The following is a 25,387-nucleotide window of genomic DNA, read 5'->3' on the forward strand; positions in this document are numbered from 1 at the left end:
TTACGAGTGTAATTGCTTGAACAACTGATCGGCCTGCTCAACATTTAATTCACCTTGCAGCACCTTCTGGATCAACGCTTGCATGGGCTGCGTAGAAGTTGACTCTACAGGCACTTGATTTGAGGCTTCCGCCGATTTGCTTAATTCCTTTGCTAAATATCTGGAAAATTCTTTAATGTTAGGATAGTCATACACTCTGGTTGCTGAAATAGAAGTTCCAAACCGTTTGTTCACGTCCTGTACCCACTCTACGCCTATGATAGAATCCAGTCCCATGTCGATAAATTTATCGTCCCGGCCGATGTCCTTTTCGTCCATACTCAAGGATTTTGCAAGACTTTCAATTAGTTCCTTCTCCAAGGCATCAACCCGTACAGCCGCAGGCCCATTAGCAGATCGCTTGACCTCATCCTTGACAGCCAGTTGCGGTGAGGAAATGATAGGTTTAGGTTGCGGCGGAGCCGGCTTCACTTCTGCGGGCTTGGCTGCCTTTTTCGGTGTATCGGCTACCTTCTCGATGTCAGAAACTGAGCGCAGCAAAATACCCTGCGGTTTTTCAGGTACTTTTGCCAATGTCTGTACCTGCACATTATCATCGACAGCAGGAGGACTGAAAACAGGCTTTTGTGCCGGGATATCAACTTCAAGAGGTTCCATCTTGGTCTCCTTGGACTGGCTTCCGAACGTAGAGATCCAATAGCTCTCCTGAGCAAATGGATAGGTTGGCAGACTCATCCGACGAGGTCTGGCCTTTCCATAAAGCCTGTTCCAATCGAATAACAAGCCCTGAACCCAAAGCTCTGCCAGCTTTGTATACTTGCCCTTGCTTATCCAGACATCCACCAACTGTTCCATGTCCTCGTCTGCTTCAAGAACAGTCAGAATATCTTTATTTTTCTTTACCAGACCCGAATAGAGTCCGTCGATATCCTCATTCCCCGCCAGGAAGCTCTCCAGCTTTCCTTCAAGCTCCCTCGTAGACTTAGCTAAGACTGCTAACCGTTCTTCCATGGCTTCCCGTCCTACCTGAAGGGTAAATGCTATATCCTCCAAACTGGCTTCTGCGTATTCCGATGCTCTGAGTGCAGAAAGCAATCTTTGTACCTGCTCGTACAAACGCTCTTGATTTTTGGCCGACAGCACGACCATGGCCGGGTTTTGCAATATCACGGCAGCTTGTCTAGTCTCCTGCACCTTAGGGATGTATTCCTCAATAAGCACATGTGCGTTGGAGCCTCCGGCACCGAAAGAAGAAATACCTGCAATTCTCGGGTATTCAACGGTCTTTCCATTTATAGTGACGATCGGTCTTTTCCACTCTTCAAGCTCCTGCTGAACTATAAAAGGGCTATTGCTAAAGTCGATGTTCGGGTTGAGTATGTTTGAATGCAGCGAAGGTGCGATTTGTCCGTATTTGAGCTGAAGGAGCACCTTAGTCACTCCAGCAATCCCTGCCGCACTCTCACAATGCCCTATATTAGATTTTGCCGATCCAATGGCGCAGAACTGCGTGTCTTCCGTATATTCCCGGAAAACCTTTTGCAATCCAGCGATTTCAATAGGATCACCTAAAGATGTCCCAGTGCCGTGTGCTTCAATGTAACTGATTGTTCTGGGGTTTATTCCGGCTTTCTTAAATACCCTCCCAATCACACTGGCCTGCGCCTTGGGGTTCGGAACCGAAAAGCCATTGGTCTTCCCACCGTGATTCACAGCGGTTCCCTTGATGACCCCGTATATGTGATCGCCGTCTGCAATTGCTTTGGTCAGCGGTTTGAGCAATACGGCCCCTACGCCTTCACCCGGCACATACCCATCTCCGCCTTCTCCGAAGCTTTCGCACCGACCCTTGCTTGATACGAATCTTCCCTGCCCAAGCATCAGGTATTTGTTCGGATGAATGGAGACATTGACACCGCCAGCAATGGCAAGCTCACACTCATCTTGCTGTAAGCTCTGGCAGGCTAGATGAATGGTCGTCAATGAGGATGAGCACATCGTATCCACGGCCATGCTTGGCCCGTGGAAATTACAGAAATAAGAAACTCGGTTTGCAATGGAGGCCGGATTCCCTGGTACGGCAATCATTTTGCCTCTAGCCTGCTCCTGCGCCCCATAAAGCTGGTATTCTTCATACATAACTCCGACAAAAACGCCTACATTCCTTTCCAAACCAAGCCCTTCTCGTGTATAGCCTGCATCCTCGATCGTTTCATAGACGCATTTTAGGAACAAGCGCTCCTGTGGATCGATGATTTCTGCTTCTCTAGGAGAGATGTTGAAAAACTTCGGATCAAATTGATCCACGCCTTTGATAAAGCCACCCCACTTGCTGTAAGCTTTTCCGGATTTGTCCGCTTCCTCGTCAAAGTGTATGCTGTGATCCCAACGCTCTTTGGGAATTTCCGTAATGCAGTCCTTTCCATTGCGCAGATTGTTCCAGAATTCCCCAACATTCTCCGCCTCAGGATACATGCCCGACAAGCCGATAATGGCAATATCCCCCGTACCGCCTACTGTTTCCGGCTGCGGTTGGAATTTTTTCTGATCCAGTAATTGTGTCTGAGCCGGCATTTCACGAGCTTCTCTTCGGCTACTGGAAAGTGGCCTTCCTGGGCTATCCTTCACAGTAGAAGACGTAAACGCTTGGACGGCGTTAACCTCTTCCTCCATTCCAAGCAGTTGAATCAGCTGCTTCTGGTGAACTTCAAGAAAATATTGGGTCAGCTCCCGGATACTTTGGTATTCAAAAAACAACGTTTTGGGTAGTGTTCCGAATGTTTTCTCCAGTTCACGTGTCAGCTGTCTGATCATAATAGAGTCAATTCCATACTTCTCCATAGGGGCATCGACTTCAATTTGCCTTGCCGGCAGTCTGATCGATGCAGCAAGCAGTTGCTTTAAATAATTTGCCACTTTTTCGGCAAGCAGGTCTTGTCCGATTCCTGACTCCTTTCTGCTCTCCATAATCATAGAGGAGGCATCTTCAGCCTGATTCAGGGATGGCTGCTGCAAGAGCGTTTCTCTGAGCTGATTGGCACGCCCTTCCAATACCATGATTTGATCTTTTTCGGAAGCCAGACTTTGGTACAAAGCCCTCATTCCTGTATCGGTCTTCATAGCAAACATCCCCATTTCCTCCATGATTTGTTCCGTTTCTTTATCAATACGCATTCCGCCTTCTTTCCACAGCGGCCAGTTAATAGAAAGCGTCTGCCCCTGACGTTGCTTCTGTTCTACAAGCGTATTGCGATATCTGGCATAGGCATCCATAAAGGCATTGGCAGCAGCATAGTCAGCCTGTCCTATATTCCCAAGGCTGCCGGCAACAGATGAATACAGGACAAAAAAGTCCAGCGGAAGATCTTTGCAGGCCTGATCCAGATTGATCAATCCTGTAACTTTTGGCGCCAATACTTTCTGCAATTCCTCCCCTGTTTTTTGAATAATGAAATTATCGCTGGTCACACCGGCGCCGTGAACAATTCCGTCCAGCTTCCCAAACTCTTCCTGAATATCCCGGATCAAATCCTCAACCGCTCTTTTATCGGCGACATCGACCTGTCGAAATACGACTCTTGCTCCTAGGGCCTCTATTTCCTCAACCCTTGCTTTGGTGTGACCACGAAGCACAGATCGTCCAACGAGAATTAAAAGGGCATCTTTGGTCTGTCGTGCCATTTCTTCAGCCAGAATCAAACCAAGACAACCTGTTCCTCCGGTAATCAAATATACCCCTGAGTCCTTCCACGGAATACGGCCCGCTTCCCACGAGGATTGGATTTCCGTCCATGCGGCTGCATATCGTCTGCCCCACTGATAGCGGATATGTGTATCCATGGAGTTGCCGCTATTTTCTTGCAGGATATTTATAAGACCTGCTGCATCTTCCTCCACATCCACTTCGATCAGTTGGCCCACCAGTCCGGGATTCTCAAGCCGCGCTGTTTGTAAGAGTCCGTAAAGTCCCGAGTATACCTGCCTATGATCCTGTACCGGAATGACAAGCTGAATCAATGTTTTGTGTTTGGAGTGGGTTTTAAGCACATGTTGAATTTGCTCAAACACCTGAGCTGCATAAGTTCTAAACCGTGCATCCATGCTTTCCTCTTCGGATTGCAAGATGAGACAATGCACCCCGTTCATTTGTGATTCAATCATTTCCCCGGAAATAGGTGCTGGTTCACATAGAATTACCAGATGCTGCTGATAATTAGGTGCTGTTCCTCTCGGGGCAGGCGCTTGTTCTTCCCATACAGGCTCAAGCATCAAAGTCTCAGGTATCGTCAATTCATCTGATTCCGCTGATCCCCTAGTTCCTCCTTCTGCAATTCGTGATGAGAAGCCCTTCATGCTTACACAAACATTCCCCTGCACATCGCACAAATCAATATCGAGCTTTTGCACTGGACCATCCTGTCTGCTGCCTTCACGATAACGGACCCAAGCCCACATCTCTGATGTGCAGCCGCTAAACACCTCAAGCTCTTCCAATGCAAATGGTAAAGCTGGCTTTATAGAAGCTTTACCATCAGACATGAGGTCTCCGCCTGTGCCCATAATCAGGCCTATGGACGCCTGCAAAGCGGAATCCATCAAGCTAGGGTGCATCACAAACTGTCCCATGGTCTGATAAACAGAAGAAGGCAAGGACAACTTGGCAAGTGCCTGACCCACGCCGGTATATATCTTTTCAATTCCTTGATATCCCGGCCCATAGGAAACCTGCATCGCTGCAAACGCCTCATAACACTGCTGGGATGAATAGGTACCTAGATTGCACTGCTCCAGCAAGGCTTCAATATCTATGACAGGAATCTCGGCCAACGGAACAATCGCTGCGCTGCCTTCGCTATGCACAACTAGCTCCGTGTCCACTGATTCAGACTTGCTGTAGATTTCATAGGCAATTTCTCCGCCATCTTGCGGATAAAGCCCAATATTTATAGCAATCGGCCGCTCCTCAGCTACCACAGGCCGGAGCCATAATACATCTTTTAGACGAACACAAATCCGACTTTCTTCCAGAGATGTATCGACTTCCTCTACAGCCGCTCGCGCCATTTCAAGGTAGGCCACTCCAGGCAAAAGCTTCTGTCCCTTGATCACATGATCAGTGAGGAAAAATTCTCTTCCCGTAAATGTGGAGCTGAACTGAAGTCCATAAATATCGGACGTATTTCGCTGAAGCAAAGGATGAATGATGGCTGACGTCTCCTGCTTCGGCCCAACATTGTTTGCTCCGCTCAGCTTATTGGTATCGATTATGCAATAACGTTCCCTGGCAAAAGGATAGGTAGGCAGGCTAATACGGTTCGGCTTATTCTTTCCGTACAGCACGTCCCAGTCAAAAACCGCGCCTTTTACCCAAAGGCGTGCGATTTGGGCATAGTCGCTTTCACTAACTAACGCCTCAATCGTCTCGGCCGCACCCTTTTGTGTTTCCCGGTCTCTATTTTCTTCTCTATAGCGTTTTGCCTGCCCAACATATAAGCTATGGATACCTTCTCGGCCTTCCACAAATCCCTTTAGCTTCTCCTCAAGCTCGGAGAGAGAAACTACAGTGAAGGCCAAACGTTCTTCCATCGCTTCGCGTCCCGCCTGCAGGGTATACGCTATATCTCCCAGACTGCTGTCTGTGAACTGGCGCACCCGGATTGCAGCCCGCAATTGCCGTGCCTGATCTTGCAGCTGTGCTTCAGTCTTGGCTGACAGCACAACAATAGCCGGCTTTTGGGTAGCGAAGGTAACCGGCTCTTTCTCCTGATTTTCCGAAACATATTCCTCGATGATCAAATGGGCATTGACACCGCCGAATCCAAAAGAGCTGACCCCCGCTCTCCGAGGAACATTTTTCCCAGAAGCATCTTGCTGCTGCTTCCATTCCCTCGTCTCCTGAACGATATAGAATGGACTGTCTTCAAGTTTGATATAGGGATTCATTGCATCGCAATGAAGGCTTTTAACAAGTTTTTTATGCTTCAACTGAAGCAGCACTTTGATGACACCGGCGATCCCAGCAGCCAATTCCAGATGTCCGATATTGGTCTTCACTGAACCTAGGCCACAATGGGGTTCATTGATCCCGGGTCCCTTTATAGTCTCATAAAGCTCTTTAAAGGCTGCTTTCAGTCCGTTAATTTCAATTGGATCGCCTAATTCGGTGCCTGTTCCATGGGCCTCAATGTAAGAGACTGTCCTTGGGTCGATACCGGCCTTTGTATATGCATTTACCAGCAAATCCGCCTGTGCCCTCGGATTGGGGGCTGTCAGAGAATTCGCCCGGCCTCCGTGATTAACGGCTGTACCCCGAATTATGCCGTAAATATGGTCTCCAGCCTTTTCTGCATCCTTCAGCTTTTTCAGGAAAAGCATGCCCGCCCCTTCACCGCGCACGTAACCGTTGGCTTGATCAGAGAAGGTTTTGCATCGGCCATCCTCACACAGCATCCCTGCTTTATTGAAGCTGATATGAAGCTCAGGTGTGATAATTACATTGACACCACCTGCAATTGCCATTTCGCAGCTTCCATCTTCTATAGCCTTTACTGCCCGGTGAATGGCCACCAGTGAACTGGAGCAAGCTGTTTCGACAGGCTCGCTCGGACCATGAATATTAAGGAAATAGCTCATACGATTGGGTCCCACCGACGGCGCCATTCCACTGGAGGAGTATGCCTCGACATCCACATTTCCCTGATAGATCATTCCGCTATAGCCGCTATTTGCGGTTCCTGCAAAAATGCCTGTACGGCTCCCAGATAGACCTGCTGCTTGAATCCCAGCATCTTCAATCGCCTTCCAAATATAAGTCATCAACAGGCGCTGCTGCGGGTCCATGAGTGCGGCTTCCCTCGGTGAAATTCCAAAAAATAAAGGGTCAAACTCATATATCCCGTCAATAAACCCGCCCCACTTGATGTTTGTTTTATTGCTCTCATCCGCAGGGTCACCGTAATATGCCTTCCAATCCCAGCGATCCTCAGGTATTTCAGTGATACAATCCCTGCCTTCCTCAAGATTTTTCCAAAACTCATCTACATCCCGGGCCATGGGAAAGACACCGCTTATGCCTACAATTGCAATAGGTTCAGAACCCGCCTGGGTCTGTTGCGGCATAGCTAGCACATTCTTGTTTGCAAATCGAAAACGCTGGCGTCTACTGCGGATGCAGTCTTCCCTATCCTCCTCTTCATTCTGCACAGAAGGCTCAGTCCGGGTCTGGACGAAAAACTGCTCACCAAGCAAGGTGGCATATTCGTCCACTAAATACCTGCAGAAGTCATGAAGTGTAGTGTATTCAAAGAATACGGCAGGTGTCAGCTCAAGTCGGTACAAGTGATTGATGTTGTTGGCAAATTGCGTGAGCAAGATGGAATCAAAGCCATACTCACTCAGTTCGACATAGGCATCAATATCTTCAAGTTTGACTTTCAGCAATTTCGATACCGCCTGCATCATGGCGGTCTGCACCTTGTCCAGCAGGTCCGGTGCGGCATTACTTTCAGTAGAAATTGCTGAAATAGTTGCTGAAGCACCCGCCACCTTTTCAAGCTGTCTGGTTTCCGGAATTGCTATTAAACCTACTGTTCTTTTCATTTTTTCGAGATTGCCTTCCATCACCATAACCTGATCAGCACCCGTAAGCATGGCACGGTACAAGGCCTGAATGCCGGAAGAAGTTGAAATACTGCCCATGCCTGTGTGCTGTTTTACCAGCTTCTCCGTCTCCTCATCAATATGCATCCCTCCTTCTTTCCATAGTGGCCAATTGATAGATAACGTTTGGCCCTGGCGCTGCTGCGATCCTGTCAAAGCGTTCCGGTATCTGGCGTAAGCATCCATAAAGGCATTAGCGGTAGAATAGTCCACCTGTCCCTGATTGCCCAGTCCTCCGGCTACCGACGAAAACAGAATGAAGAAGTCAAGAGGCAGGTTCTTACTCGCCTGATCCAAGTTCACTACCCCTAATACTTTGGGAGCGAGAACCTCCAGCATTTCCCTGCTATTTTTTTTGAGTATACGGTTGTCACGAATTACTCCTGCACTGTGAATGATGCCATTCAAGCTTCCGAATTCTGCCTCAATTTCCCGAATTAAATCAGCCACCGCCTGCTCCCGGGACACATCGGCCTGCTTATATGCTATTCGTGCTCCTAATGACTCCAATTTCTTTATCTCTGCCCGCTTGCCCTCATCCAGCGCGGAACGCCCCGTTAAAATCAACGCAACATTATGAACTTTATTTACAATCTCTTTGGCAAAAATAAGTCCCAAGCCACCAGCACCACCGGTAATGAGGTATACTCCGTTCTCCTTCCACGGGATGTCTACCATTTCCGGAGAAAACGGAACCTCGTTCCAACTGGAAATCCACCGTTTGCTTTTCCCATACCGGATCTGGATGTCTTCAGGACTCCAGCTGTTTTCTTTTAAAATATCTATGATTGCACTCGGGGCCTCATCCTGTTCAAGTTCTATCAACTGTCCCACCAGTTTTGGATGTTCTATTCTGGAGGTTTTTAAAAGACCCGAGAGCCCTGATACAAGCTGCTGCTCCTCCTGGTCGTTAGTGACAATTTGGATTAACACCTTGCCATGGTTTTTTTCGCTAAAAATTCTTTGCATCAGCTCAAGTACCTGAACGGCGTAACGCTGGAACTGTTCCCCGATTCTGTTTTGATCAGGTTGCAATAATATACATTGTGCGCCGCTTATTTGAGCTTCTACTTGTTCACAGGAAATCCCGGACGGCTGGCAAAGGATCACGACATGGCGATCATACACAGGTAAATCACCCTCTATGGTAACTCCCTGCTCTTTCCACACGGGTTCAAGCATCAAGGTACCAGAATTGGACTGCGCGTCTATGGAAATAGACTCTATATCCAAAATTCTTGATGAATAACCCTTTATTCTCACGCAGATCTCTCCGGTTTCGTCGCTCAGGTCAATATCTAGTTTCTGTGCCTTATCTCCCGCTTTACCGTCTGCACTGTATCGAATCAGCGCCCACATGGTGGAGCTGCAATTTTTTATAATTTCAACTTCCTGAATGGCATACGGCAGAGCGGGCTTAGTCTCGCCAGAGCCCAGCGTCAAGCCTATGGATGCCTGCAAAGCGGAATCGATCATGCTTGGATGCAAGACAAATTGGCTTTGAGTGTCAGAGACTGAGGAGGGCAATGATAGCTTCGCCAGCACCTGACCTTCTCCCGCATATACCATCTCAATCCCCTGATGCCCGGGACCGTAATCAATCCCCAAATCTCTGAAAACGCCATACAATGCTGTCGGATAAAAGCTTCTGCTGCATGTATCCTGCAAATCTTTTATATTCAATGCAGGAACCTCCACCGCCGATCTCCGTACCGCATTGCCGTAGCTATATATCATAAGCTCTGTATCACCGGCTCCGTTATTTCCATAAATCTCATATGAAATCTCTTGATCTTCATTCTGGAAAAGCCCGATATGCAACTGTATTGGGCCATCCTCTAGGGTAATAGGCCGTGCCCAAACCACGTTTTTAAGGCACATTCCGACCAGGTGGCCCTCATCCGTCCCTAGTGACTGCTCCACTGCCGCCCGCGCCATTTCAAGGGATGCAGCCCCAGACAGCACCTTGCGACCATTTACTACATGATCCTTCAGGAAAAACTCCTGACCTGTAAAAGTCGAGCTGAACCGCTGTTCAGAGAAATCGGAGGTGTTTTGGTGCAGCAAAGGATGAAGTGCAGCCGCAATGACAGAAGTCGTGCCTTTGCCTGCCTTATTGTCTAGCTCGGGCGCCCAGCACCGTTCTTTTGCAAAAGGATAGGTGGGTAGACTAATCCGGCGAGGCTTGATGTCCCCATACAGCTTGTTCCAATCCATCGTTAGACCCTGTACCCACAGCTCCGCAATTTTTTCTAATTTTCTCTTCTTGATCCAGGTTTCAAGCAAGGATTTGGCATCTTCATCTGCCTCAAAGAGCCCGATCCCGTCTTTGCCCTTTTTCACCTGAGCCGTCAGGACTCCAGCTGGCAGATGATGATGAATCAATCCATCCAGCGCTTTTAGTAGATTATCTTTTGAATCTGCCACAAAAGCCAGACGATAGTTCAGCGGCTCACGGCTCACCTGCAGCGTATACGCCATATCAGCCAAATTAAGATTTGGCTGATATGCAATAAAGTTTCTCATGTTTTCGGCATAGGTTACTAATTGCTTCTCATTTTTGGCAGACAATACGAAAAGAACGGGACTATGCGGTTCGTCCTCTACTGGTAATTTTCCAACCTCAGGACGATATTCTTCAATAATAAGATGGGCATTGGTACCGCTAAAACCAAAAGAGCTCACAGCGGCACGTCTTTTGTTCCCGCGAGAAGGTTCCCAGTCCTTTAATTGTGTATTTACATAAAATGGAGAACCATCAAAATCAAAATGCTCATTCGGGTTCTTGAAATTCAGTGTCGGTACCAGTTTCTTATGCTTCATGCATAATAGCACTTTTTGTATGCTTGCTACGCCTGCTGCTGCCGAAGTATGCCCGATATTACTCTTTACCGAGCCTATGGCACAGAACTTCTTCTGATCTGTTTTTTCTTTGAAAGCTTCTGATAAAGCCTCCAATTCAATAGGATCGCCCAGCTTGGTGCCTGTCCCATGCATTTCAACATAGCTAATACTTTCGGGTTCAATCTGATACTTATTGTATATCTCCTGCTCAAGCTCTATTTGGCTGTTTGCGCTTGGCGCGGTAATTCCGTTGGTTTTTCCATCCTGATTGATCCCAGTTCCGATAATAACCCCATAGATGTGATCCCGGTCAGCTTCCGCATCCTTTAGCCGCTTCAGAACCAGCACCCCTGCTCCTTCGCCTGGAACAAAGCCGTTGGCACTGTTGTCAAATGTCTTACACTGACCATCTGGTGATAACATTCCCGATGCAGACATACCTATATAGGATTCCGGGGTCAGGTATAAGGACACACCGCCGACCAGCGCCATTTCAATCTCTTTATTTGATAAAGCCTGGCAAGCAAGGTGAGTAGCCACCAGCGATGAGGAGCATGCCGTATCCACAGATATGGCAGGTCCTTTCAGATTAAGAAAATAGGAAATACGAGCCGCTGCAATAGCGTTGCTATTCCCGGTAGTATTGCTGAACTGTGCTTCATTCTTGTAGCGCATCATACTATACTCATTATTTAAAATGCCAAGATAAACGCCGCATTTTTTATTTCCCAACTGCGAGCCGCTATAACCTGCATCCTCAAAGGCTTTATAGGCTTCTTGCAAAAAGATGCGCTGCTGCGGGTCCATCCCTTCCGCCTCGGTAGGAGATATATTAAAAAATAACGGGTCAAAATATTCTATATCCTCCAGGGCACCCAGCCACTTGCAATTTACTTTCCCCTCTTGTGCCGGACGCGGATCATACAACGGGTCTACGTCCCAGCGGTTCTTCGGGATTTCAACAATGGAGTTTTGGCCTTGAGCGAGATTTTTCCAATATTGCTGTACATCTTCGGCACCAGGATATCTTCCCGAAATCCCGACAATTGCAATTGCATCTTGATTTTCCGAAGTTGCTGACACTGATTCCTCTTCTGCTTTTATCCGACGCAATGGCACCGTTTCCGCTTTAGGCAACTGCGCTGGAGAGCATTGGATCGTGTCTGTTCGCGGCAAATGGACTTCTGCTATAGGTTTGTCCGTGCCTGTGACTGTGTCCAAGGGCTGCTGAACGAAGCTTTTCTTACCCCCATGCTTATTGATTTCTTGTGCCAAAAACTCGGTAAATTGCAGAATAGTCGGATAGTCGTAGACCTTGGTAGCTGCAATGGATGTGCCGTAGCGCTTATTCATATTTCGAATCCATTCTACGCCTATAATGGAATCCAATCCGATGTCTATAAAGTTTCTATCTGCCTCAATCTCGCTCTGTTCCATGTATAAGGCTTCAGCTAGGCTTGCCGTCAGTTCTTCCTGTAATTGCTCTGTAGAGACACCAGACGGAGTTGTGCCGAATTGCGGCTGCTTTTCAGGCGATATCGGCATCAAATGGACTTGAAGTGAAGTCTCTGCCTGCTTATTCATTTCCAATGATACGAGCGGCGGTAAATGCTTCGCAGGTGCCTGATCTGGAATAGACGCAGCAGAAGACGGCATGATTAATTCGGCCTCACGACCGCCCAATTCCTTTTCTAAAAATTTACTGAACTCCCGTATGGTCGGATAATCGTAGACTTTTGTCGCTGTTATGGATGTGTGGTAGTGTTTATTAATGTTTCGAATCCACTCTACGCCTATAATGGAATCCAATCCAAGATCAACAAAGTTTTTATCCTCATCGATCTCGTCCCGATCTATATATAAAGCTTGCGCCAGACTTGTTGTCAGCTCCTCCTGCAATATTTCTGACGATATGGATAGGGCAGGAGCCACAGGCGTCTGTTCTTCCGTCTTTTTGTCCTTTTCTGATGTAGGCATTACCCCTTCCGGAGAAGTTAAAATAATCGGAGACCCCTGCTGGTTGGCAGACTTACTAAGCTGCGGCTGACTGTCCGACAAATTCCGTAAGGAAATCCCGCTTGGTTTTTCAGAACTACTGGAAAAACCGGATAGCAATAAAGCTTCAGGAGGTGCAGGCTCCATCACTTGAGATTGAACATGAACTGCTTTTTCTTGAGATTCACTAGGGATTCTTTCTACAGATGGGATCGTAATATCCGTGATCCAATACCGCTCCTTTGCAAAAGGATAGGCTGGCAAGCTTATTCTCTGCGGCTTGGCATCTCCATAAAGCATGCTCCAGTCCATCGCCAGTCCCTTCACCCAAAGATCCACAATCTTCGCATATTTCCGTTTCCCGATCCAGGCAGTGATCGTTTTTTCCATATCTTCATCTTCTATCAGTGCGGACAGTGCCTCTTTGTTTCGCTTGACCTGTCCTCGGTACAGCTCGGATATCCCCTCGTGGCCTCCTAGAAATCCTTCCAGCTTTTCCACCAGTGCTGGCATCGATTCGGCAATTACCGCCAGGCGTTCTTCCATCGCTTCACGTCCTACCTGGAGCGTGTAGGCTGCATCAGCCAGATTGCTTTCTGTGACCTCTCCTTTCCCGATCACGGACAGTAATCTCTCGACCTGCTGTTTCAGTCGTTCCTCATTTTTGGCCGACAACACAATAATAACGGGGTTGTGAGCTGTCACACGGATGGGCGCCTTCTCTTCCGGAACGTACTCTTCGATGATGACATGAGCATTGGCGCCTCCTGCTCCAAATGATGAAATCCCCGCCATCCTCGGGTATTCCCGGGTCTCTCCACCGAGTTCAACTACAGGCCGCTTCCATTCCTCCAGCTCCTGCTGGACAACAAACGGCGTCTGCTCAAAAGGAATGTTCGGATTCAGTTCCTGGGCGTGCAGGCTGGGAACCAGCGTCCGTTTTTTCATCTGCAAGACAATTTTCCCAATCCCTGCGATGCCCGCTGCCGCCTCCAAATGTCCGATGTTGGACTTCACAGAGCCCACGGCGCAAAATCCCTTGTCTGCCGTATCCTTCCTGAAGGCCTGGGTCAGACCGGTTACTTCAATAGGATCTCCCAGTTCTGTACCGGTTCCGTGAGCTTCAATATAGCTGATGGTCCGGGCATGTACCCCGGCTCGCTCTAGTGCTGACCGGATCAGCTCCCCTTGAGCAGTCGGGTTAGGCACTGTATACCCGTTAGTCTTGCCTCCATGGTTGATACTCGTTCCCCGGATGAGCGCATGGATCGGGTCTCCATCTGCTATCGCCTTGGACAGCGGCTTCAATAAGACGACCCCCACGCCTTCTCCTGGGACAAAGCCGTTGCCTCCCTTTCCGAAGCTCTTGCACTGTCCGTCTATGGACAGCATCTGGTTGGCGCAAAGTCCGACATAGCTCAGCGGATGCAGATACAGGTTCACTCCTCCTGCCATAGCCAGCTCGCATTCTCCGCGGTACAGATGCTCACACGCTTCATGAATCGCAGTCAACGAAGACGAACACATCGTATCCACCGGCATGCTCGGGCCCTGCAAATTGAACAGGTACGAAATTCGGTTGGCTACCGAGCTAAAGGAAGTGTGAGGGAATATTTGCGCTCCCTTTCTCCATAGATCAAGACCGTACAGATCAAATCCTGTTTTGGTAATTCCCGCAAATACACCTACCCGGCTGTTATGTCGTACTGCAAGCTGTTCTCTGGTGTAGCCTGCATCCTCCATCGCTTCCCAGCAGGCTTCAATGAACAGCCTTTCCTGAGGGTCCATACTGAGTGCTTCCCGCGGTGCAATATTAAAAAACAGTGGATCGAATTCCGAAAAGCCTTCGATAAAACCGCCCCACTTGCTGTAACTTTTACCATGCGCAGCCGCTTCTTCTTTGTCAGGCTGGAAGAATCCTTCCAGCGACCAGCGTTCCTGCGGGATTTCGCCGATACAATCCTTCCCTGCTTTGAGATTTTCCCAATATTCGTTCATGTCCTTCGAACCTGGATACTTGCCTGCCATACCAATGATGGCGATCGGTTCACGTGTTTCCTCTGCGCCAGACTGCACATAGCTTCGAACCGGCTTCACGTAGCTTCGGGTAAGCTTCGCTGTCACCTCTTCCGCAATCGTTTGTTCCGCAACTGGCGCGCTTTCTTCTTCGGCACACTGGGTTGCCGCAGTCGTTTCCTCCACCAGCTGCATGTCTGGACTCATTCCGACCCACTGCATGCATTCCAGTGCGTATTCCGCCACTAAATGTTCTGCCAGGGCACGCAAGGTCTGGTACTCGTAAAACAGCGTCTTGGACAGCTCGCCAAAAGATCCTGCCAGCTTGGCATTCAGCTGGGTAATCATGATGGAATCAATGCCATAGCGCTCTAGCGGTTCATGAGCTTCAATGCTACCAACGCTCAGCCGGGTCACCTCTCCCAACAGCGCCTTGAGATGATGCAAAGTTTTATCGTAAAGTGAGGTCGTAGCCAGCTTCGATACAGATGTCTGTATCGCACGGATACTGGTCTGCGAGACGGACTTCGCCAGATAGGCCTCGATTTTCTCGGGTTCTCCTTCCAGGACCATCACCTGCTCCTTGCCTGAGGACAGGCATTGGTACAACGCCTTAATGCCCGACTCGGTCTGTAAAGCCGTAATGCCCATATTTTGTCTCATGAGCTTTTCTGTGTCCGCATCGATCCGCATCCCGCCCTCTTTCCACAGCGGCCAGCGGATGGATAGCGTCCGGCCCCGTCGTTGCTTGGCTTCCACCAGGGTATTTCGGTATGCCGCATACGCGTCCATAAAGGCGTTGGCGGTGGCATAATCGGCCTGTCCCGCATTGCCCAGGCTACCCGAGATGGAGGAAAAGAGCACGAAGAAGTCCAGATCCTGACCGCTACTTGCCTCATCCAGATGGATTAGCCCTTGGACCTTCGGTCCCAGCACCTCGATAAATTCTTCCCTGCTTTTCTTGAGAATGAAGTTATCGTGAATCACCCCTGCACAGTGAATAATACCGTGGACACGCCCAAAATCCTCCTGGATGCTTTCCAGCAAGCCAGTCACCGTGTTCCTATCGGTGATATCCCCCTGCTTATACACCACTCTGGCCCCTAAGGACTCCAGCTCCTTTAGCCTCGTCTGCTTGTTTCCATCCAGCGACGACCGGCCTGTCAGGATCACAGTCGCTGCTCGGGTATGCCGAACCAGCTCTTCTGCAACAAGCAGCCCCAGACCGCCAAAGCCGCCGGTAATAAGATAAACGCCACCGTCTTTCCATGGCAACTTCTCATCCGGCCGAGATGGCTCGAACCTGCTCCAGCAAGCGGTTTTCCGTTGACCGCCTTCATAGCGAATCCATCCATCCACCGGACTGCGGCTGTTTTCCTCCAGCTTCGCCCGCAGGCTTTCCTCAGATTCTCCCTGTTCCACTTCGATCAATTGGCCGATGAGTTTCGGATTTTCCAGCCGGGCGGTCTTCAGCAAACCTGAAAGTCCCGAAAAGAGCTGCCCTTCTCCAGCCGCCGCCACGACAAGCTGAACCAGCACCCTTCCAGCAGGCTTGTCTTTAAGAATGCTTTGGATGCTCTCAAAGGTCTGAACTGCATAGGCCTGAAACCGCTCATCCACCCGGCTTTTCCCGGATGAGAAGGCCAAGACCTGCGCCGCTCCGTTCACTCGCGCTTCAAGCCGTTCAGGCAAAGCCTCGTCCGGCTCACACAGCAAGATGATACGACGGTCATAAGCAGGGGCTTCGACCTCCGGCGGTACGTTCTGCTCCTTCCAAACTGGCTCCAGCAGCAGGGTATGGCTAGCTGTAGCCACTGGTTTTGCCTCTGGTCTAGAAATCGTTAATTCGATTTCACTTTCTATACCTATGCTCTTAGCCATTTGAGCTTCATTCCCAGGCGCCCAATACCGCTCTTTTGCAAAAGGATAAGTCGGTAGCGGAATTCTGGAGTACTGTTCATTTGAAAACAAACGCTCAAAGTCTAACGGATATCCCTGAACATATAAATCCGCAATCGTAGTTAAAAACTCCAAATACTCGCGGGCATCACCTGCATTTTGACAGTTTTGGATACATTCATTTCCATATCTTTTCAAGGACGATTGAATGCGTTGGTCTTTTTCGTGTAGTTCAGAATAATAAACTTGAGAAGAACTGCCTTTTTCCAGCCACCTTTTAAGGGACATGACAAGCTCACCTTGATTGCGGGCAACACATGCAAGCCGATGATTGCAGTGCTTTCTCCCAAGCAATAATGTATAGCTCATGTTACCGCAGTCTGCCTCAGGCTCCTGTTCGCAATATGCAATCAGTTGCTCCACCTGGCGGCGTAATTGTTGTGAAGTCCGGGCGGACAGCGGAATGAAATAAGCCGGCTTTTCGGAATGTCTTCGTTTTGTATGTGGAGCCTCTTCGATGACCATGTGGGCATTAGTTCCACTGGCACCAAAGGAGCTAACCGCAGCACAACGTCTGGCTTCAGGCTCAATCAACCAATTCTGCAGTTGCGTATTGACATAAAAAGGGCTATCCGCAAACTGAATATTGGAATTGCCTGATTGGAAATGAAGTGAAGGCGGAATCTGCTCATGTTTTAATGACAATAACAGCTTAATTACTCCTGTAATTCCTGCTGCAATTTGCGTATGACCGATATTCGTTTTAATGGACCCGATCGCGCAATATTCCTTCTTGTCCGTATACTTTCTAAATGTTCGCGTCAATGCCTGATATTCAATCGGATCTCCCAATTTGGTACCTGTCCCATGCGCTTCCACCAATTGGATTTGCTCTGGATGAATATGAAAAGTATCGTACACATATTGCTCCAGTCGCTCCTGAGACTTCTGGCTTGGTGCAGTAAGTCCATTCGTGGTGCCGTCCTGATTGATCGCTGAACCTAAAATCACCCCATAGATGTGGTCACCATCGGCAACTGCTTCGTCAAGCCGTTTGAGCACAACCGCGCCAACAGCTTCACCCGGAACCATTCCGTCTGCCCTGTCATCAAAGGTATAACAGTGCCCTGTGTGAGATAACATGCCTGCCCTGTCACCATATAAATAACAGCGAGGGGTAGTATGAATATACACCCCGCCAGCTAAAGCCATATCCGTTTCCCCAGACCATAAGCTTTGGCAAGCAAGATGGGCAGCAACTAACGAACTGGAACAAGCTGTATCTACAGCTATAGCTGGTCCGTGAAGATTCAAGTAGTAGGAGATTCTGGAGGGAATCACGGAACCCATATGGCCCCACAGTGCTTGCGGAGGCAGGTCTTCACCCAGCAATCGCTGGTAGTCTCCTTCGGCACAGCCTACATAAACTCCGCACCGACGTCCATCCATCCCTGTACCCGCATAGCCCGCATCCTCTAGAGCATGCCATGCTTCCTCGAGAAACAACCGCTGTTGTGGGTCCATGTAAGTCGCTTCCAGCCCCGAAATATTGAAAAAAAGCGGATCGAACTTATCAATATCCTCCAAAAAGCTTCCATAATTGCAGTAGCTCGCATTTTTTTCCTGATATTTTGAAAGATCCCACCGAGTCACCTCTTTTACTAAATCGTCGCCATTCTTAAGGTGATTCCAAAGCTCATCTACATTGTCAGACCCGGCAAATCGCCCGCTCATTCCAATAATTGCAATCGGCTCTCTTTGCGCTAAATCCTTCCCTTTATTCTCCTGTTTAGGTCTCTCTGGCTCAATGGATGCACGTGCCGTTTGAACCGGATTAAACATATAATCTTTATCCTTATCCTCAGTCGCTTGGATTTCACGGCTTGCATCTTTTCTATCCTCTATTGAATCAGCATTGTGTCCCAAGGCCTGTAAAACGGTATCGCCAAATTGGCTTAAAATGTATACCGTCAGTTGTTTTACCGAACTGTAATCAAAGATGTCTGTAGTCTGCAAATGAATGCCCAGCCCCTGATTGACATCCTGTACAAAGTTGACGCCAAGAATAGAGTCCAAGCCATAATCTGCGAATGACTCATGGACATCAATCATTGAAAAGTCCACATTCAAGGCCTCTGCCAACTTCTCTACAATAAGCTCCCTGACATGCTCTTCAGCCATTTCATCGGTTACATCAGTAGCTGGTTGAATCCCTGTGTCACGCTGTTTCAATGGAAGCTTGTCATGTTCAAGCTCCTGTTGATGCCGAAGCATACCATCACTTTCAGCCACAATAATTTGTTGGCCTACTTCATGCGCTTCCTGAGCAGGGAAAAAGACGGACCGGAATCCCTCGTTTTCCAATACCTCCTGCCAACTTTCAGGGTATAAACCGGGGGAGCCCGGAATACGCAGTTCAGGGTCATTATAAAGCCACCATCCCTCCAACAAGCCAAAGGTTAAGTGGTTTAACAGCGAGTTTCCACTGATTTCATTGATAAGAATCAGGCCGTTTTTTCGCAGCGCTGCTTTGACATTGCCTAACGTATGCCGAATGTTCCTCGTGGCGTGCAGGACATTGGTGGCAATCGCAATATCATATCCGCCCGTGTCGATATCTTGTCCCACAGCCGACTCTTCCACATTAAAAATTTTATAAGTCAGGTAAGGATTTCGCGGGCCATACTCTTTTTGTGCATGCAATAAAAATGCTCTGGATTTATCGGTATAGCAGTATTCATGAATATGTTCCTGATAAGGTCGAAGCTTATGGAAGAGCATAGCACTGGTTCCTCCGGTGCCTGCACCAATTTCAATGATTCGAATCGACCCTATCGGGTCATGCTTAAGCCGTTCATTCAAGTAGGAAACCACAATATCCCCCAGCACTTCATTAAAGTAATCTGCTGCAGGACTATTTTTATATATGCCTTCCACCAGCTTCATGGAGGACTGAGGAAAAACAATGTCGGTGGCAGGTATGTTTCCGGTCAAAATTTCCGGCAACTTACGCAATGTTGATTCTACGAGTACAACCCAGGCCGAGAGATCCGGATTTTTCAGCCATTCACTTTTCTTCAATTCCCATTCCTTCCACACAGCCTGCACATCAACCGAAGCGGTATCCGTTACGCTATAAGAGTCTCCTTTACGATAAAAATAATGATTCCGTGCCAATACCTCTATGCTTTCTTCAAGCCAGCGATCGTATAAACTCAGCAATGCTGTTTTAGTTTTAAAATCATCAATCATAGCTTTCTTGTTCATATGTGCATAAGGGCATAATCCCATCAACTGCAAATACCCCCATAGCAATTTGCATAAGACATCATTCATTTCCTTCATCTGTAAGCCTCCTCATCCGATTAGTCCCTCGCGTCGCCCCATCCTGTTCCGAGTAAGCTTGGTTGTCGACCATAGTCGAAGGAATTCTTTCGTATTCAGCCGCTAGATAAGAAATATCTGGCATCTTCTTCATTTTGACACTGGTGGAAATGTGGCTCTGAATATTCTGGATATACGAAGGAATAGCTTCGGAATTTGGATCGTCGCTTTCTTTTCCATTCATTTGCGAAATATTTGCCGCTACCGTAGATGCTTTTTGATCGATAAATATATTCGTTGGCTGTACAGATTTGGTAGATTCAAAGGAAGCCTGCTTGGTTTTAATATCCGTGATCCAATACCGCTCCTTTGCAAAAGGATAGGCTGGCAGACTCATTCTCTGCGGCTTGACATCTCCATAAAGCATGCTCCAATCCATCGCCAGTCCCTTTACCCAAAGATCTACTATCTTCGCGTATTTCCGTTTTCCGATCCAAGCAGCGATCATTTTTTCCATATCTTCATCTTCTAGCAGTGCGGACAGTGCCTCTTTGTTTCGCTTGACCTGTCCTCGGTACAGCTCGGATATCCCGTCGTGACCTTCCAGGAATCCTTCCAGCTTTTCCACCAGTGCTGGCATCGACTCGGCAATTACCGCCAGGCGTTCTTCCATCGCTTCACGTCCTACCTGGAGCGTGTAGGCTGCATCAGCCAGATTGCTTTCTGTGACCTCTCCTTTCCCGATCACGGACAGCAATCTCTCGACCTGCTGTTTCAGCCGATCCTCATTTTTGGCCGACAATACGATGATCACGGGATGGTGAGCTGTCACACGGATTGGCGCCTTCTCTTCTGAAACGTACTCTTCAATGATGACATGGGCATTGGCGCCTCCTGCTCCAAACGATGAAATCCCAGCCATCCTCGGGTATTCCCGTGTCTCTCCATTGAGCTCAACCACCGGCCGCTTCCATTCCTCCAGCTCCTGCTGGACGACAAACGGCGTCTGCTCAAAAGGAATGTTCGGATTCAATTCCTGGGCGTGCAGGCTGGGAACCAGCGTCCGGTTTTTCATCTGCAGGACAATTTTCCCAATCCCTGCGATGCCCGCTGCTGCCTCCAAATGTCCGATGTTGGACTTCACAGAGCCTACGGCGCAAAATCCTTTGTCTGCCGTATCCTTCCTGAAGGCCTGGGTCAGACCAGTCACTTCAATGGGGTCTCCCAGTTCTGTGCCTGTTCCGTGCGCTTCAATATAGCTGATGGTCCGGGCATGTACCCCGGCTCGTTCCAGTGCCGACCGGATCAGCTCCCCTTGAGCAGTCGGGTTAGGCACTGTATACCCGTTGGTCTTGCCTCCATGGTTGATGCTCGTTCCCCGGATGAGCGCATGGATCGGGTCTCCATCTGCTATCGCCTTGGACAGCGGCTTCAATAGCACGACCCCCACGCCTTCTCCTGGGACAAAGCCGTTGCCTCCCTTTCCGAAGCTCTTGCACTGTCCGTCTATGGACAGCATCTGGTTGGCGCAAAGTCCGACATAGCTCAGCGGATGCAGATACAGGTTCACTCCTCCTGCCATGGCCAGCTCGCATTCTCCGCGGTATAGATGCTCACACGCTTCATGAATCGCGGTCAACGAGGACGAACACATCGTATCCACCGGCATGCTCGGTCCCTGCAAATTGAACAGGTACGAAATCCGGTTGGCTACCGAACTAAAGGATATTTGGGGAAATATTTTGGCCCCCATCTTCCATAATTCCGGCCCATAAAGCTCGTAGCCCGTTTTGGTAATTCCCGCAAACACACCTACCCGGCTATTATGCTGTACCGCAAGCTGTTCTCTGGTGTAGCCCGCGTCCTCCATCGCTTCCCAGCAGGCTTCAATGAACAGCCTTTCCTGAGGGTCCATACTGAGTGCTTCCCGCGGTGCAATATTAAAAAACAGTGGATCGAATTCCGCAAAGCCTTCGATAAAACCGCCCCACTTGCTGTAGCTTTTGCCATCAGCCACCGCTTCCTGTTTGTTAGACTGGAAGAATCCTTCCAGGGTCCAGCGTTCCTGCGGGATTTCGCTGACACAATCCTTCCCTGCCTTGAGATTTTCCCAATATTCGTTCATGTCCTTCGAACCTGGATACTTTCCCGCCATACCAATGATGGCGATCGGTTCTCGTGTTTCCTCTGCGCCAGACTGCACATAGCTTCGAACCGGCTTCACGTAGCTTCGGGTAAGCTTCGCTGTCACCTCTTCCGCAATCGTTTGTTCCGCAACTGGCGCGCTTTCTTCTTCGGCACACTGGGTTGCCGCAGTCGTTTCCTCCACCAGCTGCATGTCTGGACTCATTCCGACCCACTGCATGCATTCCAGTGCGTATTCCGCCACTAAATGTTCTGCCAGGGCACGCAAGGTCTGGTACTCATAAAACAGCGTCTTGGACAGCTCGCCAAAAGACTCTCCCAGCATGGCGTTGAGCTGGGTAATCATAATGGAATCAATCCCATAGCGCTCTAACGGCTCATGAGCTTCAATGCTGCTAACGCTCAGCCGGGTCACCTCTCCCAACAGCGCCTTGAGATGAAACAAAGTTTTATCGTAAAGTGAGGCCGTATCCAGCTTCGGCACTGATGCCTCGATCGTACGGACATCTACCTGCGACGCTGCTTTCGCCAGATAGGCCTTAATTTTTTCAGGCTCCCCTTCCATAACCATTACCTGCTCCTTGCCTGAGGACAGGCATTGGTACAACGCCTGAATGCCCGACTCGGTCTGTAGAGCCGTAATGCCCATGTTCTGTCTCATGAGCTTTTCCGTGTCCGCATCGATCCGCATCCCACCCTCTTTCCACAGCGGCCAGCGGATGGATAGCGTCCGGCCCCGCCGTTGCTGGGTCTCCACAAGGGTATTCCGGTATGCTGCGTACGCATCCATAAAAGCGTTGGCGGTGGCATAATCGGCCTGCCCCGGATTGCCCAGGCTACCCGAGATGGAGGAAAAGAGCACGAAGAAGTCCAGATCCTGACCGCTGCTTGCCTCATCCAGATGGGCCAGCCCTTGGACCTTCGGTCCCAGCACCTCGATAAATTCTTCCCTGCTTTTCTTGAGAATGAAGTTATCGTGAATGACCCCTGCACAGTGGATAATCCCGTGAACACACCCAAATTCCTCCTGAATGCTTTCCAGCAAGCTGATCACCGTATTCCTGTCGGTGATATCCCCCTGCTTATACACCACTCTGGCCCCTAAGGACTCCAGCTCCTTCAGCCGGATTTGCCTGTTTTCGTCCAGTGGCGACCGGCCTGTCAGAATCAAGGTCGCTGCTCGGGTGTGCCGAACTAGTTCTTCTGCAACAAGCAGTCCCAGACCGCCAGAGCCGCCGGTGATAAGATAAACGCCACCGTCTTTCCATGGCAGCTTCTCTTCTTCCCGGGACGGTTCGAACTTGTTCCAGCAAGCGGTTTTCCGTTGACCGCCCTCATAGCGAATCCATCCATCTACTGGACTACAGCTATTTTCCTCCAGCTTCGCCAGCAGGCTTTCTGCAGATTCGCCCTGCTCCACTTCGATCAATTGTCCGATGAGTTTCGGATTTTCCAGTCGGGCGGTCTTCAGCAGACCCGAAAGTCCCGAAAAGAGCTGCCCTTCTCCAGCCGCCGTCACGACAAGCTGAACCAGCACCCTTCCCGAAGGCTTGTCTTTGAGAATGCTTTGGATGCTCTCAAAGGCCTGAACTGCATAGGCCTGAAACCGCTCATCCATCCGGCTTTTCCCGGATGAGAAAGCCAAGACCTGCGCCGCTCCGTTCACTCTCGCTTCAAGCCGTTCAGGCAAAGCCTCGTCCGGCTCGCACAGCAAGATAATACGACGGTCATAGGCAGAAGCTTCGACCTCCGGCGGTACGTCCTGCTCCTTCCAGGCTGGCTCAAACATCAGGGTATGGCTGGCTGCAGTCACAGGTGCTTCCACCGCTGCTCTGACCCTTGCTGCCCCAGCCTCAACCTCAGGAGCCCAGCAGCGTTGCTGAGCAAAAGGATACGTAGGCAGACTGATTCTTTTCGGCCGGAGATCGTAATACAACAATTTCCAATCGATATAGAAGCCTTTGGCCCATAGCTCTGCCAGCTTGTTCATTTCACGATTTGAGATCCATTGGCTCACTAATTCCTTGAACACTTCTTCCTGTTCAAACCATTGAACTGAATCTTGCTGATTATGTTCTCCCCTCCAGCAATTCTCGATATGTTCTTGTCCATTCGCGAACGATTCCAGTTTTTGCACCAGCTCGCTCGTATTCTTGACAATAAACGCTACCCGACTTTTCATTGCCGTTCGTCCTGTTTGAAGCGTAAAAGATACATTCGACAAATTGATTTCTTGAGAAGCTGTCAAGAAAGCCGAGAGATCCCCAGCATATGCCTTGAGGCGCTGATGATTTTTGGCAGACAAAGGAATAAGATAGTCAGCAGCATCGTTCATCAAACTGGATTTAGAGCGTTCGGGTTCATCATTGGCTATAAATTGTTCGAAAATGGCATGAGCATTCGTTCCCCCTATGCCAAAGGAGCTTAGTGCCGCCCGATGGGGAACTGACGCATGTTCCCATTTCCGCAGTTTATCAACAACATAAAAAGGCGAATCAGACAAATGGATATCGGTATTGGGTGTATCGTAATTAAGCGTTGGAGGAATCTCATTATGATATAAGCTTAAAGCGACTTTAATACACCCCGCCAAACCTGCTGCAGTATCCAGATGTCCGATATTGGTTTTGACCGATCCAATACCACAAAATTGTTTCTTGGCTGTATACTGCCTGAATGTATCATTTAGGGCAGCAAATTCAACCGGATCGCCCAATTTGGTTCCGGTTCCATGTGTCTCAATATAACTGATCGTTTCGGGATGAATTCCGGTTGATTCGATCGTCTTCTGAATAACTTCAGACTGACCCTTAACACTTGGGGCATAAAACCCTAGTTTGTCAGTCCCATCGTTGTTCACGCTGACCCCTCGTAAAATCGTATAAATATGGTCACCGTCTCTAACGGCATCCAGCGTTTTTTTCAGTAGAACAACTCCAACCCCTTCTCCGCCAATCATTCCGTCTGCAGAATCATCAAAAGCTCTAATATGACCATCACTAGAAAAGTTCAAGCCAGGCTGATATACGTAGCCTAAACTGTTGAAAGGAAAGATTGTTGACGCACCAACCAACGCGTATTTTGCTTCACCGGACAACAGGCTTTGCGAAGCTAAACGCAGTCCGACTAACGAGGAAGAACAGTTGGAATGCACAAATAGGCTGGGACCTTTAAATCCCAATTTATGAGATATCATAGTAGGAATGGTCCCGCCCTGTGCCAAAATCCAGGTTACATATTCATCCGCATTCCTCAGGACATTAGGCGACTGCGATGCCAAATTAGGAATAAATGATTGATAAAAACTGCTGCTCGCCGACATATACACACTGGTTTCAGGAATTTCTTTAGAAACATAACCAGCATCTTCAACAGCCTTCCATGCATGCTGTAACAGCAATTTCATCTGGGGGTCCATAAATTCAGCATTTTTCTGGGACAAATTAAAAAACTCAGGGTCAAAATACTCTTTCCCCTCAATTGTGCATTGTCCGGGCACATAGTT

Annotated in this window: 2 protein-coding genes (1 of these 2 cut by a window edge); both read right to left on the bottom strand. The window is 48.9% G+C overall.

Features of this window, described 5'->3' with window-relative positions:
* On the bottom strand, positions 1–19,758 hold the full coding sequence (locus ACU1JV_RS03255; RefSeq protein ID WP_413986630.1) for an SDR family NAD(P)-dependent oxidoreductase: 19,758 nt from the start codon (positions 19,756–19,758) through the stop codon (positions 1–3).
* Positions 19,742–25,387 carry the 3' portion of an amino acid adenylation domain-containing protein gene (locus tag ACU1JV_RS03260; RefSeq protein WP_413986631.1) on the bottom strand. Its footprint extends 5,487 nt past the window's final position, so the window shows 5,646 of its 11,133 coding nt (coding positions 5,488–11,133); its start codon lies beyond the right edge, outside the window — the gene reads right to left on this strand; the stop codon is at positions 19,742–19,744. Before ACU1JV_RS03260 ends, ACU1JV_RS03255 begins: the two co-directional genes overlap by 17 nt.

This window comes from Paenibacillus sp. T2-29 (assembly GCF_052921365.1).

Excerpts from the sequence above, each read along its gene's own strand:
- ACU1JV_RS03255 (WP_413986630.1), bottom strand. The coding sequence starts at position 19,758 with ATGAAGGAAATGAATGATGTCTTATGCAAATTGCTATGGGGGTATTTG.